The sequence below is a fragment of the Amycolatopsis sp. lyj-108 genome, assembly GCF_046549005.1.
GTDB lineage: Bacteria > Actinomycetota > Actinomycetes > Mycobacteriales > Pseudonocardiaceae > Amycolatopsis.
Window position 1 is genome coordinate 206,219 of the sequence record NZ_JAJPWQ010000009.1, and the last position, 18,937, is coordinate 225,155.

General features: G+C 68.3%; 9 protein-coding genes. 3 read left to right on the forward strand and 6 right to left on the reverse strand.

Translation table 11 applies throughout. The features are described 5' to 3' along the window. The first annotated feature begins 184 nt into the window (after positions 1-184). Positions 185-1,387 (forward strand): phospholipase D-like domain-containing protein, encoded by a 1,203-nt coding sequence (locus tag ACLJO0_RS29885; RefSeq protein ID WP_410582029.1) that lies wholly within the window; start codon positions 185-187, stop codon positions 1,385-1,387. A gap of 705 nt (positions 1,388-2,092) precedes the next feature. Here ACLJO0_RS29885 and ACLJO0_RS29890 read toward each other — a convergent pair. The 5 genes from ACLJO0_RS29890 to ACLJO0_RS29910 all read right to left on the reverse strand — a co-directional run bounded on the left by ACLJO0_RS29890 (position 2,093) and on the right by ACLJO0_RS29910 (position 14,837). Further along, a complete protein-coding gene (locus ACLJO0_RS29890; protein ID WP_410582030.1) occupies positions 2,093-4,516 on the reverse strand; it encodes a glucan 1,4-alpha-glucosidase in 2,424 nt (807 codons plus the stop codon). Positions 4,517-4,695: 179 nt separating this feature from the next. Beyond that, positions 4,696-7,992: a fibronectin type III domain-containing protein gene (locus tag ACLJO0_RS29895; RefSeq protein ID WP_410582228.1), complete on the reverse strand. Its 3,297-nt coding sequence runs from the start codon at positions 7,990-7,992 to the stop codon at positions 4,696-4,698. 472 nt (positions 7,993-8,464) lie between these two features. Beyond that, complete coding sequence (locus ACLJO0_RS29900) at positions 8,465-9,346, reverse strand: aminoglycoside phosphotransferase family protein (RefSeq protein ID WP_410582230.1); 882 nt, start codon at positions 9,344-9,346, stop codon at positions 8,465-8,467. 99 nt (positions 9,347-9,445) lie between these two features. After that, positions 9,446-10,567 (reverse strand): HAF repeat-containing protein, encoded by a 1,122-nt coding sequence (locus ACLJO0_RS29905; RefSeq protein WP_410582231.1) that lies wholly within the window; start codon positions 10,565-10,567, stop codon positions 9,446-9,448. An 820-nt stretch (positions 10,568-11,387) separates the two neighbouring features. Then, positions 11,388-14,837 carry an indolepyruvate ferredoxin oxidoreductase family protein gene (locus ACLJO0_RS29910; protein WP_410582032.1) on the reverse strand — a complete coding sequence of 1,150 codons (3,450 nt, stop codon included), beginning with the start codon at positions 14,835-14,837 and terminating at the stop codon, positions 11,388-11,390. A 162-nt stretch (positions 14,838-14,999) separates the two neighbouring features. Here ACLJO0_RS29910 and ACLJO0_RS29915 point away from each other — a divergent pair, with 162 nt between their 5' ends. Continuing rightward, entirely contained in the window at positions 15,000-15,470 is a 471-nt protein-coding gene (locus ACLJO0_RS29915) for an Lrp/AsnC family transcriptional regulator (protein WP_125787087.1), read from the forward strand. A 63-nt stretch (positions 15,471-15,533) separates the two neighbouring features. Here the strand turns inward: ACLJO0_RS29915 and ACLJO0_RS29920 are convergent, their stop codons facing one another. After that, entirely contained in the window at positions 15,534-16,508 is a 975-nt protein-coding gene (locus ACLJO0_RS29920; RefSeq protein ID WP_410582033.1) for a helix-turn-helix transcriptional regulator, read from the reverse strand. Between the two features lie 57 nt (positions 16,509-16,565). On the opposite strand from ACLJO0_RS29920, the gene ACLJO0_RS29925 reads away from it, so the two are divergent. Continuing rightward, positions 16,566-18,914 carry an excinuclease ABC subunit UvrA gene (locus tag ACLJO0_RS29925; RefSeq protein WP_410582034.1) on the forward strand — a complete coding sequence of 783 codons (2,349 nt, stop codon included), beginning with the start codon at positions 16,566-16,568 and terminating at the stop codon, positions 18,912-18,914. The last annotated feature ends 23 nt before the right edge of the window (positions 18,915-18,937 follow it).

Sequence of the window (18,937 nt, forward strand, 5' to 3'; positions counted from 1 at the left end):
GAACAGTGTCCCACCGCCTGCCTCCCATCGCCGTGGGTTCACGTGATCGCATCTCCCGGCTCCGGCGTCACCGCAGGTCAGCGGCCGACTTTCGTCCCACCGTCTCGTTCCTGGCGTTTTCGCTTGCCTGGACACCTCGCGCTGAGCAGCGTGGAGCCGGAGGCAAGACAGGGGAGGAATCGGCATGAAATCGCACGGGAAACGGATCGGCGCGCTGGCGGCCGCGCTGCTGATGACGGGCGCGGCAGGCGTCCCGGCCGCCGCCGCGTCCGCGCCGCCACCACTGACGACCAGAGCGGACTTCAACACTCCGGGCGGCGGGCAGATCGTCGAGCACCTGCGAAAGCTGATCGATGGCGCACCCGCGAACTCGACCATAAGGACCGCGCAGTTCCTTCTGCGGGACGAGCCGATCACGGACGCGCTCGCGGAAGCGGCGGAACGTGGGGTCCATGTCCAGGTCCTGGTCGACGGGCGGGCGACGGATCATCCGAACTACCAGGACCTGAAGAACCGGCTGAAGAAGACCGGCGACAAGAAATCGTGGGCGAAGAGCTGCGCGGACGGCCGAGGGTGCAACGGCGGGAACGCGATGCACAACAAGTTCTTCCTGTTCGACCGGACGCTGGGCGCGGCGGCCGTGGTCGCGACCGGATCGGCCAACTTCAGCGAGAACACGACGGGCGGCAAGGGCGGCTGGAACAGCTACTACACCGACGTCGGGAACGCCGGCCTGTTCGCCAGGTACAACGACTACTTCACGGATTTGCGCAAGGTCGCGGACGGTGCCACGGCGAACCCCGACTACTACGAAGCCAACCCGCCCGTCATCACCGGGAACACCAAGAGCTACTTCTACCCGAGGCTCAAGGACGAGGGGAACGACACCGTCGAGAACTCCTTGAAGGAGGTCGGATGCTTGTCGGAGATGAGCAAGATCCGCATCGGCGTGTGGTCACTCACCCGGATGAAGATCATCGAACGGCTGCGGCTCCTGGCCGCCATGGGGTGCACCGTGGACATCGTCGCGTTGCGGATGACCGCGGGCGCCTGTGAAACGCTGATGAAGGGACAGCCGGATCGAGTGCGGCTTCGCGGCTTCAAAGCGGGGAACGAGCACGGCATCCATGAGAAGAACATGATGATCGAGGGCGACTACCTCAAGCCGGGCACCAAGGTGGTCTTCACCGGAAGCCAGAACTTCAACAACCCGTCCTTGCACGAGAACGACGAGAACGTCATCCGGATCTTGGACAACGACGGGATTTACCGGAGTTTCGTGAAGAACTTCGAGCAGGTGGCCGACGCCGCCGACGAGGAGATCAAGTCCCCCGCGGACTGCGTCAAGATGCTCCCGCCCAACGACCCCGACCCCACCGAAGGGTAAGCGGAAACCGGTCAGCGCCCCCAATGCCACGTAGCTCAAGTTGATCTTGGACGGGCAACGGTTGCCGCAGGTCAAGCGCTCAGTTGCCCTGGCCGACGGGAGCGGGCACGCTCCTAGCGTCCACTGTGGACACCTTCGATGACCGAATGTTCGATTGATGATGAAATGGGCGGTTCTGTCAAGGAGTCGTGAGTGGCAAAGGTCGTTCCATTGAGGGGAAAGTCAAACGTGTCGTGGCGCGGGGCCGGCGTCGCTTCTGCCTAGGCGTTCTCCTGGCAGTGAGGGCCTCCTCCTTGCCTACTCTGACGGCAGGGAAGGAGGCTTTCGCTACCGTCAGATGTGATCCCTGGTGACGGTGGGACAGCTGCGACTCCGCGGCCGGCCGTGAAGCAAGACGTGACTCGCGTGCTTGAGGACGTAACTCACGTGCTTGGGGACGTAACTCGCGAGATCCGTCTCTGAGCACGCGAGTGCGGTGTCGCGTCACCCAGACCGCCGTCTCGCCCAAGACACGACACGTTTGCCTTACCCCTCAATAACCCTCATTGCCACTCACGACCCCCTCTCGCAGCTGCGCAAAGCACCCACATCGGGCACCCAGATCCGGACTAGCGTCCCGCGTGGACAGTCGCGCGCCGGGTCCACTGTCGGTGACTTATCCGGCTTGATGCATTGGGGACATCAGCTACCCGGTGACCGCGAGAGTCAGGGCCGCCAGGTGTCGTTCAGCGCCAGTGTGCAGCCACCCGAAGCGGTGCCGGCGCGATTAGCCCCTGATTCCCAGACGACGGTACCGCCTTCCTTGCGGATGTACTTGTACTGGAAGGCGGCATCCTTCGGCAGCGTGACACTCGCCGTCCACAAAGGATAGTCGGCCGAGGCCATCGGGACGGCGTTCGCCGGGTTCCACGCGCCGAGTTCGGCGCGGTCGCCGACGACGAAGATGTTCTGGCCCCATGAAGTGGTGGCGTTCACCGTGAACTTCGCCGCCACACCGGTGCAAGCGGCGCTGTACCGCTGCTTGACCACCGACGGTGTCTCGACCGGGGCGCCCGCGTCGATCGAGTGCGCCAGCCGGACGAACTGCGCCATCGACCAAGCCAGCGGTGTGGCCCCGCCGGTGCCTTCGCCGAAGGTGAAGCCGCCCGTGCTCGGCCGGTCCCAGACCTGTTCGGGGATCAGGTAGCCGGGATTCGCCGCGGCGGCCATGGCGGCGAGATGCGTTGTCGCCTGGCGGCCGTTGGCCAGTTCGTACTCGCCGCGTTCACCGGTGAGCAGCGGCCACAGCCGTCCGACACCGGCACCGGTGTAGGGCCCGCCGGAAGCGGTTTCGCCGTAACCGTCGTAGTTGTACCGGTACCACATCGGACCGTTCGGGGTGTTCACCTTGAGCGTCGAGTCCACCTCGGGCAGCGAGGCGGCGACGTCCGGATCCGCCGCCGGTTTCACCCCAAGGCGCACGAGATCCAGGAAGCCTGCGTCGATGATGGCGCGCTCGTCGTGGGTGCCGCCCCCGTTCTGCAGGAAGATGTTCTGGCCGTCGTCGGGATTGCCGTTGCCGTCGATGCGGTGGAAGTACCGGCCGTCACCGAGCGGCCCGGATTTGGTGAACGTCCAGGCGCTGACCTGCGACTGCCATCGGTCGGCGGTTTCGCGGTAGCGAGTGGCACCGGCGGTGTCCCCGTTGCGTTGGGCGATGTCGGCGGCGCAGATCAGCCCGGCGATCTCCGCGGCGATGGTGGACGGCGAGTAGCCGCCGTTCTCCTCCCAGCGTTCCTGCGGGGTGGACGGGCCGCGTGCGACCAGGAAGTCCGCGGACTTCTTCACCTTCGCCCACATCCCCGCGTCGAACCGGCCCAGTTGCCACGCGAGCACGATCGGGAAGGCGACCTCGTCCATCTGCAGGCTGGTCCAGCAGTTGGTGCCGTCGAGCCGGGTGTTCTGCGGGAACGAGCCGTCCGGCCGTTGCTGCACGGTGAACAGATAGTCGACCGAACGGTTGGCCGCAGCCGAATCGCCTGCCGCGATCTGCGCGGTCGAAACCTGGTAGAGATCGCGGGACCAGACGGCGTGGTATCCGCAGTCCCCGGTGGTGTTCGCGTTCTTCGCCTCACCCCACGGATTGGTGAGCGACGCGACGTTCGCTCCCGGATACGTCTTGTCCTCGTGGGCCTTGAGGGTCATGAGCGCGACGTTGTACTGCGTGGTCAAGCCGGCTCCGGTGATCGAACGAGGCACCGCGGCCAGCGACGACAGGTAGCCGTTCCAGCCAGACCGGTACGCGGTTTCCGCCGCCGCGAAACCACCCGCGAGAGAGGCGGACGCGTTCGCCGAGGCTGCACCGCGATCGCCTCCGAAACCGACCGCGAGGGTGAAGGTCGTGTCGGTGCCCACGGGAATCTGCCCCAGCTGCACCAGGTTCCCCGGCGTGGACGCCGAGTCGTACTGCGTGCCGAGGACGTGATCGGCGTTCAGGTCGACATAGCCGTCGCTCGCGGACCCGCTGTAGCCGCTGGTCGCCTTGACGAAACCGGTGGAGGCGGCCAAGGCGCTGGACACCGGCCCGTCCGAAGCGACCAGCTGCCCGCCGGAAGTGGCGCCGGTGTCCCCCATTCCGCTGTTGTTCAGGGACGGGTTGTACAACGCGTACAACTGCAGCGGGCTTCCGCTGAGCACCTCGAACCGGGTCTGGATCAGCACGGTGGACCGGGCCGGGTCGGTGGTGTGGGTCTTGGTGATCCGGTAACGGCCGTTGGTGGCGGTGTTGATCTGCCGGTAGCTCAGCGAACGCGGATCGGTGAGCACCAGCTGTTTGGTGGTGTGATCGCGTTCGAGCTGGGTGAAACCGGCGCCGTCGGACACCACGTACTGCAGGTCCTGGACGTTGGCGACGTCCACGGTCGGGTAGTAGATCTCGTGGCTGATGCCCTGGCCGAGGGTGAACCACACCTTCGACGCGGCGTCGGTGGCGGTCCCGAAACCTTCTTTCCCCCCGGTCGTCCAGGCCGCTCCGGTGCCCGGCGCGCCGGGAGCGTCCGCCAGTGGCGCGGCGCTCGCCGGCACGGGTGCCACGAGGGCTGCCGCGGTCACCAGCGCGATTGTCGCGCGACGCCGCTTCGGAGATTTCATGTCGATCCTTCCCACAGGCTTCATCGACGGCAGGATTTGTTGTTAGCGGCAACTTATTCGCTGGCCGTCTCCACCGGCAGGGCCGATCGGAGTAACCCGGACCAATCGCGAGGGTGGTCCGGTCATGGATCCGGCCCCGCCGCGAGATGCGACGGGGCCGGATCAGGGTTTCCGGGGTATCAGCCGACCGGGCGCGGCTTGAGGTTCACCTCCACCGTGTTGCCAGGACCGGAGGCGACACCGCTGACGATGTCGTTGAGGAATCCGCAGCCCTGCAACGGCGGCAGGGTGTAGGAACCGGTGAGCTTGCCACCGGCCAGCGGGTCGAAACCGGCCTTCGACTGGAGCGGGATCTGGGCCGGCGTCTTCGTCTGGCAGGCCGGGCTCGCCGAGACCGGGAAGCCGAAGACGCTGATCCGCGGCAGTTTGACGGTCACCGCCGAGGTCGACTTGAGCACCCCGGCCGCCAGCGTGCCGGTGGTCTTGCCCGCCGACGCGAACTCGATCTTCGCGTTGACCGGGACGAAACCCCAGAGCGTGAGGTTCGCGCTCGTCGGGTTCAGCGTGAGGTCGGCGTCGAAGGTCCCGTTCGCCAGCGTGATCGCGGCGTTGATACCGCCACGCAGGTCGATCGGGCCGGCGAGCTTCTTCAGCTGCGTTTTGCCGGTCAGGTCGTAGCTGTACTTGACGACCGGGGACGTGTTCGGCTGGGTTTTCGCCGTGACCGGCGAGGACGCGGCCGACTTGTTCCCCGCGGCGTCCTTGGCGACCACGGTAAAGGTGTACTCCGTGTCGGAGGCGAGACCGTCCACGATCGCGGACGTCCCCGTCACCGTCTTGACCAAGGCGCTGCCGTTGTAGACGTCGTAACCGGTGACGCCGACATTGTCGGTCGCGGCATCCCACGCGAGGCTCACGCTGGTCTGCGTGGTCCCGGTGGAACGCGGGTTGGCCGGCACACCGGGCGCCTCCGTGTCGGGCGCGGCCTGCGTCCGGACGGTGAGGGCGGCGCTAGGGGTCGACAAGTTGCCCGCCGCGTCCTTCGCGACCACGGTGAACGAGTACTCCGTGTTCGCGGTGAGACCGTCCACCGTCACGGAAGTCCCGGTCACGGACTTCACCAAGGTGCCGCCGTTGTAGACGTCGTAACCGGTGACGCCCACGTTGTCCGTCGCCGCGTTCCATTCGAGGCTCACGCTGGTCTGCGTGGTCCCGGTGGAACGGGGGTTGCCCGGCGCGACAGGAGCCTGCGTGTCGGGCGCGGCCTGCGTTTTCGCCGTGACCGCGGCGCTGGGAGCCGACGCGTTGCCCGCGGCGTCCTTCGCGACCACGGTGAACGAATACTCCGTGTCCGGCGCCAGACCGTCCACGGTCGCGGAAGTCCCGGCCACCGTCTTCACCACCGTGGTGCCGTTGTAGACGTCGTAACCGACGACGCCCACGTTGTCGCTCGACGCGTTCCAGGACAGCGCGACGCTGGACTGGGTGACGTCGGCCGCGGTGAGGCCTGCCGGGACACCGGGTGCTTCGGTGTCCGGGACCGTGGCCGTCCGAGCGGTCACCGGCGCGCTGGGCTCCGACTTGTTCCCGGCCGCGTCCTTGGCGACGACGGTGAAGCTGTACTCGGTGTCGGCGGTGAGCCCGTCGACCGTGGCGTTGGCCTCCGTCACCGACTTCACCACCGTGCCGCCGTTGTAGACGTCGTAACCGACAACACCGACGTTGTCGCTCGAGGCGTCCCACGCCAGGCCGACGCTGGAGGCCGAGGTGCCGGTCGCGTGCAGGTTGCCCGGCACACCGGGCGCCTGCGTGTCGGGCGCGGCCTGCGTCTTCGCCGTGACCGCGGCGCTGGAGGCCGACGCGTTACCGGCGGCGTCCTTCGCGACCACGGTGAAGGCGTACTCGGTATCGGCCGTCAAACCGTCGATCGTGGCCTGGGGTTCCGTGACCGACTTGACGACCTCGGCGCCCTTCAGCACGTCGTAGCCGGTGACACCGACGTTGTCACTCGAAGCGTCCCAGGCCAGCGTCACGCTGGTTTGGGTCGTTCCGGTCGAGTGCACGTTCACGGGTGTCGTCGGCGCCTGCGTGTCAGGAGCCTTCGCGGTCTTGGCGGTAGCGGGCGCGGTGGCGGGTGAGACGTTGCCCGCCGCGTCCTTGGCCTTGACGGTGAAGGCGTACTCCGTGTCCGGGGTCAGGCCGTCGACCGTGGCCGACGTGCCGGTCACGGATTTGACGAGATCGGAGCCCGCGTAGACGTCGTAGCCGGTCACGCCGACGGCATCGGTGGCGGCGCCCCAGGACAACGCCACGCTGTTCTGGGTCACCTCACCGACCGTCACGGCACCAGGCGCCGAAGGAGCGGTTGTGTCGCCGACCGGAGTGACGGTGAAGGTGTGCAGGACGTTGGCCTGACCGTTCGCCGGGGTGCAGTCCGCGACGAACGTGCCGAGTCCGGTCTCCGCACCCGAAGCCGTCAAGGGCGTCATGGTCAGCACCAGATCGTGCACCGAAAGCGTCGCCGTTCCCGGCTGGTCGAACCGCAACGCCGGCGCGGAACCGCTCGCGTTGACGATCAGGTCGTTGCCCTTCGGCGGAATCGGCTGCTGCGGGATGGCCGTCGGCACGCCGACCGCGAGATGGCCCTGCGGACTGGAGACCAGCGAGGTGGCCAGCGCGGAGCCCTTGAGGGTTTCGGCGCCGACGAGCCGCAGCCCTTCGGTCGCGGTCTTCCCCGCGTTGGACACGGCCGTGATGTCGATCTTCGGGGTGAACTGGCCCACCGGGATCGTGTCGGGCAGCGTCGCGTTGACGTCGACCGTGACGTCCTGGTTGCCGATCAACGGGAACGGGCAGCTGTAGATCTGCCGCAGCGGCGGGTGATTTCCCGTGCCGACAACGGCTTCCGGGGCGACCGGCGAACCGGTCACCGTGTAGGTCTGGAGGACGGTCTCCTGCCCCGGCGCGAGGACGCAGTCCGAGGTGAAGGTGCCGAGGCCCGTCGGGGTTCCGTCGGCCTTGAGCGGGGTCATCACCAACTGGAGGCCGGTCACGGCGAGCGACGCGGTGCCCGGCTGGTCGAACCTCAGCGCTGGAGCGCTGCCCGTGGCGTTGACGACGAGGTCGTTGCCCACCGGCGGAATGGGCTGGTTCGGCACGTCGGAGTCGACCTTCACCGTCATCGTGCCCTGGTTGCCGGGCATCGTGACGGTCGAGGTCGCCTTCGCGGTGCCCTTGATGGTTTCGGCACCGACGAGACGAAGGCCCTCCGTCGCCGTTTTGCCCGCGTTGGACACGGCGGTGATCTCGATGGCGGGCGTCAATTTCCCGGCCTCGATCGTCGAAGGCTGGGTGGTCTTGATGGTGACCGAAACGTTCTGATCACCGATCAACGGAAATGGGCACGAGTAATTCTGGGTGAGCTCACCCGGAGCCGCGGCACTGGTGCCCGAGACTATCGTGAGACCCAGCGCCACCAAGGCCGCCGTGCTGACGACGGCGATACCCCCAGTGGCCAGTCTTCGACTACGTCTTCTGTGTTTCACAGGTCCCTCTCCAACACATAGACCACGCTCGCCGAAATCGCCGAAAACGAATGTCACCCGCTTCCGCGGGGTTCTTCTTCAGCGGGCGCGTGTGCACGTTTACGGTTATGCCACAGGGAATTAACACACCCGCCGGGCACGCCAGGCAAGCAAAATCACAAAGCCCGTGAGACCATTCGATGTCTTTGTCACACGCGATCGATTCGCCCTTCGCGAATCTGTCAGGCGCGCGTCCAAAACGTCCGTCATCACGTCGCCGAAGGTGGTTACTCGCCAACAGGAGCGCGATCGGGTCGACGGTTGAGAGCGGGTCGGCGCGCCTACCGGCGGCTGAAGGGGACTTTCCCCGCATGCGATGCGGGGGAAGCGCCCTTCACCGCATGTAGCGAGGGGAAAGTCCCCTTCAGCTCTCCGTGACGATCTCGCCCAGAACGCGCCGCGCGTCCGCGGCTTCCTCGTCGGCGCGGCCTTTTGTCCGCGCGCAGGCGACCAGCGTCTTCCACAGGGCCCAACCCCGCCCTCTCGCCCACGCCGCGTCGTCGACCGAAAGCCGGTCGCGGAACGCCTGCCTGCCGTCGGCGCCCAGCAACGTCCAGGCAATGGCCGTATCGCAGGACGGGTCGCCGACACCGCAGGTCCCGAAGTCGATGACGGCCGCCAGCTTCCCGCCGTCGAGCAGCAGGTTCCCCGGCGCGACGTCGCCGTGGAACCAAAGGTCCACTCCGTCCCAAGGAGCGTCCAGCGCCGTCTGCCAGATCTCGCGGGCCAAACCGACGTCGATGTCGCCGTCCAGCGCCGTGAGTGCGCGCTCGACCGACGCGTCATAAGTGCGCAGGGTGGCGCCCCGGAACCAATTGTGCTTGCCCGGCCGCGGGCCGTCCGCGGCATCGACCTTCCGCAACGCCGCCAGGAAACCGGCCAGGTCGAGAGCGAACCGGACAGGGTCGGAAATACGGCCCGCGCTCGCGGGTTCGCCGTCGAGCCACCGGTACACCGACCACGGGAAGGGATAGCCCGCGCCGGGCCGTCCTTTCGCCAGCGGCACGGGAATGGGCAGCGGCAGCCGGGGCGCGAGAGCAGGAAGCCATCGCTGTTCCTTGTCCACCGCCAGTGCGTACTCGGCCGCACTCGGCAGGCGGGCCACCATTTTCTCGCCGAGCCGGAAAGTGACGTTGTCCCAACCGGATTCGGCCACGGCTCGAATCGGGAGCCCCGCCCACCGCGGGAACTGCTCGGCGACCAATCCGCGCACCTGCGCCATATCGACGGCGACTCGCCGCGGCATCGGACCGAGATCCGGCGTACTGCTCAACACGACATCCTTGTTCGACGAGGTCTTGACCGGTCGCGCCGCTCGGCAGGCGCGACCGGGATCGCCGAGACGTTAGTCGAGTGTCCAGTAAACCGCGTGGGACTTTCCGGCAGCGGTGCCGGCGACACCGACGACGCGGCCGTTGTCGCTGATCCGATACGCCTGGCTGCGCGTGCCGCCGGGCAGCTTGCCGAGTTGCCTGCGTTCCCCGTTCTGAAACCAGACCGTCGCCTGACTTCGGAAAGTGCCCGCCGCGGTGCCCTGCGCGTTGACCGCTTCGACGTCGGCGCCGAGGCCGTCGTCGGCGAGGATGGCGACGTCACCGGCGGGATCCCAGATCACGGCCGAGCGGCGAGGCGGATTGAGGTAGCCGGTGCCGACCACGTAACCGGTGGAGCTGACCCCGTAGACCCAGACGGAGTGCGGGCTGGGCCATTCCATGGGGTGAACCACGCCGTCCCGATCCCATTTCGCCGGAATCGGCGTCCCGCCGACCTGGCGCATGGTTCCAGCGGCGACCCCGTCCTCGTTCATCCGGCTCGCCCCGCTGCTCGCGCCCAGTGGCGCCAGCTCGGTGATCGGCCCTCCGTTCACCCACCGCACGGCCTGGTTCGCCGCGGAGCGGACGGCGCTGCCGACGATGATGGTGCCGTCGGCGGAGATACCCTCGGCCATGCTCCAGGTCTCACCGGGCAACGTACCCAGATCCGTGGCCACGCCGTCCGGATCCCAGCGGAAGCCGTGATACTGGTTGTCCGGCGTCAGCCAGTTGCCGACGACGACGCCCGTGTCGCTGATCGCCCACCCGGTGGCGTTGTGGTAGCCCGGCGGAAGCTGCAGCGCGGTCGCCTGGCCCGCGGCGTCCCAGCGAACCGGCACGGCGGTGGTCGCTGTCAGCACATAACCGACGGAAACCCCGTGACTGTTGATGTCACGCACCTGGCCCTCGGTGCCGCCCGGCGTGGGCAGCGCCATGATCTGGCCGTCCGCGCTCCAGCGAACCGGATGACTGCGCTTCGGGGTCGGGCCGAACAACGACAGGCCGATCATCTCGCCCGCCTCGTTGACCGCCAGGACCGTGCTCTCGTCGTCGCCGGGCAACGTCCCGAGATCCACCGGCCCCACCGTGGTGGCCTGCGCGGTCCCCGTCACCGCGCCCGTGATCACCACAACTGCCGCTACCAGCGACAACATCCGTCTTCGACCCGTCGGCACACGATTTCTCAGCACGATGACTCCCCAATCCCGATCCGGTGGTGTGCGATGTGCAGCCCCCGATGCGACAGTAATGCATTTCCTTCACGAATTGCTCGCGTCGCGATGTCGTTACACACGAACAGCCGACCGATTCCGTCGGGAAGTCAACCCTTGTGGCCTGTATGCGAAAAGTGCTATCCGGGGTGCCTCGCCCTCGAAAACCACGCAAGTTCGTGATACAAGAAGCGCGGGGAACCCGGAAAACGCTGCCGAAAACATAAAACAGTGACAAAGTCCGCGATTTTCCTCAATCTTCGATTATGCGTCTGTTCTTCTCCGCCGGATCTTCAGTGACTGCCAGGTCCGATCGATCAAGCTGGACAAGTCACCGGCAGCGGCCCAGGGGCGCAACTGTCCACAAGGGACGCCAGTTCGGATCATTGTGCCCGATTTGGGCGGTTTGCGCAGTTGTGCGAGGGGCCGTGAGCAGCAAAGAGGGTTATTGAGGGGTAGGGGAAACGTGTCGTGTCTCGGGCGAGACGGCGGGCTGGGTGACGCGACACCGCACTCGCGTGCTCAGACTCCGCACCCCCGAGTGCGGCGCCCAAGCACGCGAGTCACGCCTTGCCGAAGTACATGAAGGACCCCTTCCTTGCGTCTAGCGCAAGGAAGGGGTCCTTCATGTACTTCACGACCGGCAGCCGAGGCCACCGCCGTCCCACTACCACCAAGGATCACATCTGAAAGTACGTGGCATTGGGTTACAGCCACATCGCCCCCTTGCTCCCGCTGGCGTCGGCGGCACGGCCTGATTCCGTCAGCCGCTCACGCCGAGCCGGTCCCCCGGCACGAGCTCGGCGAGGAGCGCGGACTGTTCCCGGCGGTACGCCTCGACGTTCGCCAGTTTGACGTCTTCGTAGCCGCGGACCAGATCAGGCAGCTCGGCCAGCGCCAGGAGCCTGCCGCGATCGGCGTCCTCGGTACCGAAAGCGGCGAGAATCGTTTCCCGGTACTGCGTGACGAGTTCCCGCTCCACCTTCCGGACGTGGGCCTTGCCGAACGGGTCCCAGCGCGTGCCGCGCAGTTTCCGCGCGGCACGCAGCGCGACGAACACCGGGCGGAACTTCGGGCCCAGCGCGATCTTCCGCTTCATTCCCAGCGCGCGGAGCACGGGCGGGTGCAGACGGTAGGCGTAGCGGCTGCCCACCCCGAACTCCGCCTCGATCCCGGCGAGCACGGCGGGATCGAGCGAGAGCCGCGCGACCTCGTACTCGTCCTTGTAGGCCATCAGTTTGTGCAGGTTGCGGGCCACCGCTTCGGTGACGGCGGTCGACTCCCCTTCCAGTACCCGGACGCGCTCGACGAACCCTGCGTACTCCCGCGCGTAGCGAGCGTCCTGGTACTGGACGAGTTCGGGCACGCGGATGTCCAGCAGGCGCGCCAGTTCCGAACCCGGTTCCGCGTGCACGAGCGCGCGGGCACGCAGGGTGGCCGCCGACGGGGCCGGGGTCGCCGCGACGGCGGGAGGGGCGACGGCGGCGTGCAGCCCGTCGGGATCGGCGACGAGCTGCCTGCCGCGGCGGAACGCCTGGAGGTTGCCCGCGACGGCGACGCCGTTGAGTTCGATCGCGCGTTCCAGGCTGGCCGCGTCCAGCGGGATGGCGCCGGTCTGGTGAGCCGCGCCGAGCTGGAGGATGTTGGCGAACTGGTCGTCGTCGAACAGGGTTTCCGCCAGTGCCCGCGCGTCGAGCGCCACGGTGCGCGCCGCGCTCTCGGAGATCGCGCCCCGCACGGCCGCCGCGTCGGGGAAGGACACGGTGGTGTCGACGACCATCCGGCCGGTCGGCACCTCGGTCGTGGAGACCACGGCGGTGGTCCGGCCGGGGTCCGTCACCGTCAGATTCGCGGGGTCCGCGCCGACGAGGACGTCACAGGACAGATAGAGATCGCATTCCCCGGCCGCGAGTTTCGGGGCCTGCGGTGTCGGCTCCGCGGTGATCTTCAGATCGGAGACGACGGCGCCGCCCTTCTGCGCGAGCCCCGTCTGGTCCAGGGTCCGGACCTGCCTGCCCTCGATCACGGCGGCCGTGGCGAGAATCTGCGCGACGGTGACCACGCCGGTCCCGCCGACGCCGGTGATCCGCACGGTGAAGTCGGTGCCGGTGGTCGCGGGCTCCGGCAGTTCGGCCGCGGTGATCTCCGCGAGCCGCGCCCGGTGTTTGCGCCCGGTGGGCAGCACCGTCATGAACGACGGGCAGTCGCCCGCCAGGCACGAATAGTCCACATTGCACGACGACTGGTGGATCGCGGTCTTGCGGCCGAACTCGGTGCCGACCGGCTGCACGGACAGGCAGTTCGACTTCTCACCGCAGTCGCCGCACCCCTCGCACACCCGCTCGTTGATCACGACCTTGGCGGCCGGGGTCTCCAGCTTGCCGCGACGGCGTTTGCGGCGCTTTTCCGCGGCGCATTCCTGGTCGTGGATGAGCACGGTCACCCCGCGAACACGCGCGAGTTCCTCTTGGGTGCTCAGCAGTTCGTCGCGGTGCCGGACCTCGACGCCGTCGGGCAGCCGGACGCCGCGGAACCGCTTCGGTTCGTCACTGGTGATGACCACCTTGGCGACGCCTTCGACCAGCAGCAGCGACGCGAGCCGTTCCACCGGCAGCCCACCGACGGCGTCCTGTCCGCCCGTCATCGCGACGGTCGCGTTGTAGAGGATCTTGTAGGTGATGTTCACCCCGGCGGCCACCGCAGCCCGCACCGCCAGGCTGCCGGAATGGGTGAACGTGCCGTCGCCGATGTTCTGCACGAAATGCGAAGCGTCGACGAACGGCTCCATCCCGAGCCACTGCGCGCCCTCGCCGCCCATCTGGGTCAGGCCGACCACGTCCCCGACCTGTTCCGGTTCCATGAACAACGCCATCGCGTGACAGCCGATGCCGCCGCCCACCACCGTGCCCTCCGGCACCTTGGTCGAGGAGTTGTGCGGGCAGCCGGAACAGAAGTACGGCGTCCTGGTCAGCAACGGCACCGAGATGCGCTCACGGCGTCGTCGCTGCCGCCACGCGGTGACCGACGGGATCTCGTGGTGCTCGCTCAGCCGCGCGGCCAGCACCCTGGCAATGGCGTCCGGGTCGAGTTCGCCGAGTTCGGTGCACAGGGTGCGGCCGTCCGGACCGGTCTTGCCGTGCACGGCGGGCGCTCCGGCGGTGCCGTACAGCACCTCCTTGATCGCCGACTCGACGAAGGAACGCTTCTCCTCCACCACGACGATCTCGCTCAGGCCGTCGGCGAACCGGCGGACGATCGACGGTTCGAGCGGGTGGATGACGCCGAGTTTGAGGATCCGGATCCCGTGCCGGGACAACGCGCCGGCGTCCAGGCCGAGCAGCCGCAGCGCCTGCATCAGGTCCAAATAGGACTTTCCGGCGGTGACGATGCCGACGCGGTCCGCAGGTCCTTCCTGGACGATCCGGTTGACCCCGCTCGCGCGCACGTACTCGACGGCCAGCGGCAGGCGTTCGGTGTACAGGCTGCGTTCGAGCGCCATCAACGTGGTGCCGAGCAGCCGGGAGCTGGGCTTGTGCCGGTACGCGGGCAGGGCCAGCTCCGGCGCCGTCCACCGCGGCCGGACGTGCGCGGTGCCCGCGGCGTCGGCCACGTTCGCCACGAGTTTCATCGACGACCACAGCCCGCTCGCCCTGGACAGCTCGACGGCGTGCAGGCCGAAGTCCAGCACGTCCTGCGAGTCGGCGGGGAAGAACACCGGCATGGCCAGGTCGGCCAGCGCGAGCTCGGAGGCGCAGGGCACCGAGGAGGACTTGGCGTTCGGGTCGTCGCCGACCAGCGCCACCGCGCCGCCCGCCGGATCGGTACCCGCGAGGTTGGCGTGCCGCAGGGCGTCGGTCGCCCGGTCGAGACCGGGTGCCTTGCCGTACCAGAAGCCGGTGACCCCGCCGCGCGACGAGCCGACCGACGCGGTGAGCTGGCTGCCCATCACCGCCGTCGCGGCGATTTCCTCGTTGAGGCCGGGGCGGTGCACGACGTCGTGTTTCTCCAGCAGGACGGAGCGGCGGCCGAGCTCGAGGTCGTACCCCGCCAGCGGGGAACCCTCGTAGCCGGAGACGAACACGGCGGGGGACGCCCCGGCGGCGCGGTCGTGCCGCACCCGGTCGAACAGCATCCGGACCAGTGCCTGGACCCCGCTGAGGTAGACGGTGCCGTCTTCCCGCAGATACCGGTCCTCCAACGTGAACTGCTCCACCAGACCTGCCTCCTTCGGCACCCCCGTGCGACGTCACGACAGGAGACCCGACCGCGCGGGCCGTCGCAACAAGCGGCAGTCTATTGACCCTCAGCACGCAAAAAATCCGGCCTATCCTCACCACTGGCCGATATCTGTTGCGTCTGCGTACCATCCTGGCTCATGGCGGACCAGCTCATCGACGAGACCGATCGCGAAATCCTCGAACTGCTGCGGGAGGACGCCCGGCGCACCCTCGGCGACATCGGGGCCCGCGTCACGCTCTCGACCGCGGCGGTCAAACGCCGCATCGACCGCATGCAGGAGGCCGGCGTCATCGTCGGCTACACCGTCCAGATCGACCACGCCAAACTCGGCTGGGCCATCGAGGCGTTCACCGAACTGCGCTTCACCGGGACCACGAAGGTCGGCGAGATCGTCCGCACCACCACCCGGATGCCGGAGGCCCAGGCGGTGTTCACCATCGCGGGCGACCCCGACGCGCTCGTCTGGCTGCGGGTGCGGGACATGGGCCACCTGCAGCAGACCATCGACGAGATCCGGCGGCACCACCAGGTGACGGGCACGAAGACCCTGATGGTCCTGGACTCCTGGACACGCGGGCAGCAGTGGCCGCACCCCGGCGACACCTGAGCCGCCGTGTTCGCCCTCCAATCACGCGAGTTCCGCCTCCAATCACGCGTGATCGCCCTCTGATCACGCGTGATCGCCGCCGGGGCCCTTGCTTCCCCGGACCAACCGTTCCCCGGTCCGCGCGAGGTACTCGCCGAACTCCGCCGGTTCCTCCACCGTGAACTCGATGTCGGTGAGGGTGAGGACGACGGCCAGCCATTCGAAGGAATCGACGTACGCGACATAGCGGCAGCGGTGGTCGCCGAGGGCTTCGAAACTCCCGTCGATCCGGTGGAGCCGGGCCGCGGCCTCCTCCGCGCCGACGTCCAGGGTCAGCGTGACCCGGAGCGATTTCGGGCTGTGGAAGCGTTCTTGGAGATGAGCCGCGACGTCGTCGACGGGCAGGGCGCGGGGCTCGAAGGCCGCCTCGGTCGTCTTCGGCTCGGCGATCCGGTCGAGGCGGAAGCTGCGCCAATCCCGCCTGCCGAGGTCCCACGCGTAGAGGTACCACCGCCTCCCGAGCTGGACGAGGCGCATCGGCTCGACCGTCCGTGACGACGGGCCGTCCTTCGCCGTGTACGCGAACTCAAGGCACCTGCGAGCCGCGATCGCCGCGGCGAGGACGTTCAGGACGTCCTGAGTGACCCGCGGTGGTTCACCGGTCCCGAACTCGACCGCGGCGAGCATCGCGTCGGTCCGTTTTCGCAGCGCCGCGGGCAGGACACGCCGGAGTTTCGCGGCGGCGCGGTCCGCCGATTCGGCGGTCAGGTCGACGCCGGTTCCGCCGGCCGCGGCGAGCCGCAGCCCGAGCACGGTGGCGATGGCCTCGTCGTGTTCCAGCATGAGCGGCGGCAGCGCGGTGCCCGCGACGAGACGGTAGTTGCCGCCCGGGCCACGGCTGCTCTCGACGGGATAGCCCAGGCCGCGGAGGTGGTCGATGTCGCGGCGAAGCGTGCGGGGCGGGACTTCCATGGCCGTCGCGAGTTCGGCGGCGGGCCACTGGCGGCCGGACTGCAGGAGCGACAACAGCCGCAACATCCGTTCCCGTGGTGCCGTCATCACGCCTCCCGTTAATTGTGGCCGTAAACCGGCCACATCTCATCGTAGCCTCGGTTCATGGCGAAAGTTCAAGATGAGCGTGGCCGGTGGATCACGGTGGAAGGAGCCCGGACGAACAACCTCCGCGACGTGTCGGTGCGGGTGCCGAAACACCGGCTGACCGTGTTCACCGGCGTGTCGGGGTCGGGGAAGTCGTCGCTGGCGTTCGACACGATCGCGGCCGAAGCCGAGCGCCTGGTCACCGGGAGCTATCCCGCCTTCGTCCGGAACCGGCTCCCCCAGCATCCGCCCGCCGACGTCGACCGGATCGACGGGCTGGTCTTCACCACGATCGTCGATCAACGGCGGTTCACCGGGAACGCGCGGTCCACCGTGGGCACGGCGAGCGACATCGGACCGCTGTTGCGCCTGCTGTTCTCCCGCCTCGGCAAGCCGGGCGCCGGGTTCTCGCCCGCCTATTCGTTCAACGATCCCGCCGGGATGTGCCCGCGCTGTGAAGGGCTCGGCATGGTCGACGACATCGATCTCGACCGGCTGCTCGACCGCTCGCGGAGCCTGCGCGAAGGCGCCGTGCGCTTCCCGACCTTCGCCCCCGGGACCTACCGGTGGAAACGGCTCGTCCACTCCGGACTCGTCGACCCCGATGTCCCGTTGGGACGGCTACCGGCGGCGAAGATCGAAACCCTGCTGCACGCTGAAGGACTGCGCCTCAACGATCCGGGCTCTGACTACCCCAAGCACGGCGTCTTCGACGGCATCGTCCCGCGGCTGCGGGACTCGTACCTGCGCAAGATACCGTCGCGCCTCACCGCCGAGGAACAGGAGGGACTCGCCGGCGTCGTCAGCCGCGGCGTCTGCCCGGAGTGCGAGGGAACCCGCCTCTCCGAGGCCGCGCGCGGCAGCCTGATCGACGGGCGGTCCATCGCGGACTGGTCGGCGATGCCGGTCGGCGATCTGCGTGACGTCGTCGCGGCGGTACGCGATCCGTCCGTGGCGCCGCTGGTGCAGGCGATCAAGGAACGCCTCGACGCGCTGGACTCCGTCGGCCTCGGCTACCTCAGCCTCTCCAGGGAATCGAGGACGCTTTCCGGCGGCGAAGCCCAGCGCGTCAAGATCGTCCGCCATCTCGGCAGCGCGCTCAGCGACGTCTGCTACGTGTTCGACGAGCCCAGCACCGGCCTGCATCCGCACGACGTGCACCGGCTGCTCGAACTGCTGGCCAAACTCCGCGACGCGCACAACACGATCCTCGTGGTCGAACACCATCCAGCGGTCATCGCGGCGGCCGACCACGTCATCGATCTCGGACCGTCCGGCGGCGACGGCGGCGGACGCGTCCAGTTCGAAGGAGCCCCTCGCGAACTCACCGCGGCCGGCACCGAAACCGGACGGATTCTCGCTGCCCCGCTTCACTTCCGCGAGCGGCCCCGCACCGCCCGCGGAGCCGTGACGATCTCCGGCGCCCGCAGCCACAACCTGCGTGACATCACCGTCGACATTCCGCTCGGTGTCCTGACCGTCGTCTCGGGTGTCGCCGGATCCGGAAAGAGCACCCTGATCACCGGCGAACTCCCCCGGCGGCATCCCGATTTCCTCGTCGTCGAACAGGCTCCGCTGCGCGGCGGCATCCGCTCCACCCCCGCCACGGTGCTCGGCGTCGCCGAACCCGTCCGCGAAGCCTTCGGCAAGGCCACGGGGAAGAATCCGTCGTGGTTCAGCGCCAACGGCCGGGGAGCCTGCCCGGTCTGCAAGGGAAAGGGCGTCATCGTCACCGATCTCGCGTTCCTCGACGACGTCCAGACCGCCTGTGACGCCTGCGGCGGCACCCGGTTCAACCCGGCCGCACTCGACGCGCGCCTGAACGGCCGGACCATCGCCGACGTCCTGGCGATGAACCCCGCGGACGCCGCCGCCCTGTTCGGCGAGGGGTCTCCCATCGCGCGGCGGTTGCGCTGGCTGGACCGGGTCGGGCTCGGCTACCTGACGATCGGGCAGGGCCTCGACACCTTGTCCGGCGGCGAACGGCAGCGGCTGCTGCTCGCCCGTCACCTCGCCGACGCGGGTCCCGCGGACGAACTGCGCCTGATCCTCGACGAACCCACCGCCGGACTGCACGGCAGCGACGTCGACCGGCTGCTCACCCTTTGCGACGAGCTGGTCGACGGGGGCGCGACGCTCGTCCTGATCGAACACGACCAACGGGTGATCGCGCACGCCGACCACGTCATCGACATCGGACCGGGCGCGGGCGCCGACGGCGGGACGGTCGTGTTCGAGGGCACGCCGTCGGCTCTGGCCGAGGACTCCGCGTCGTTCACCGGCCGTCATCTGCGAACGCGTTCCCGGCGCCGGACGGCGCCGGGAACACCCACCCGCCCGGGAACAGTTCCCGGGCGAGCGCGATGATTCCCGATCCTGCTTTGCCCGAC

Excerpts from the sequence above, each read along its gene's own strand:
- ACLJO0_RS29905 (WP_410582231.1), bottom strand. The coding sequence starts at position 10,567 with ATGTTGTCGCTGGTAGCGGCAGTTGTGGTGATCACGGGCGCGGTGACG.
- ACLJO0_RS29925 (WP_410582034.1), top strand. The coding sequence starts at position 16,566 with ATGGCGAAAGTTCAAGATGAGCGTGGCCGGTGGATCACGGTGGAAGGA.
- ACLJO0_RS29885 (WP_410582029.1), top strand. The coding sequence starts at position 185 with ATGAAATCGCACGGGAAACGGATCGGCGCGCTGGCGGCCGCGCTGCTG.
- ACLJO0_RS29920 (WP_410582033.1), bottom strand. The coding sequence starts at position 16,508 with ATGACGGCACCACGGGAACGGATGTTGCGGCTGTTGTCGCTCCTGCAG.
- ACLJO0_RS29900 (WP_410582230.1), bottom strand. The coding sequence starts at position 9,346 with ATGCCGCGGCGAGTCGCCGTCGATATGGCGCAGGTGCGCGGATTGGTC.
- ACLJO0_RS29915 (WP_125787087.1), top strand. The coding sequence starts at position 15,000 with ATGGCGGACCAGCTCATCGACGAGACCGATCGCGAAATCCTCGAACTG.
- ACLJO0_RS29890 (WP_410582030.1), bottom strand. The coding sequence starts at position 4,516 with ATGAAATCTCCGAAGCGGCGTCGCGCGACAATCGCGCTGGTGACCGCG.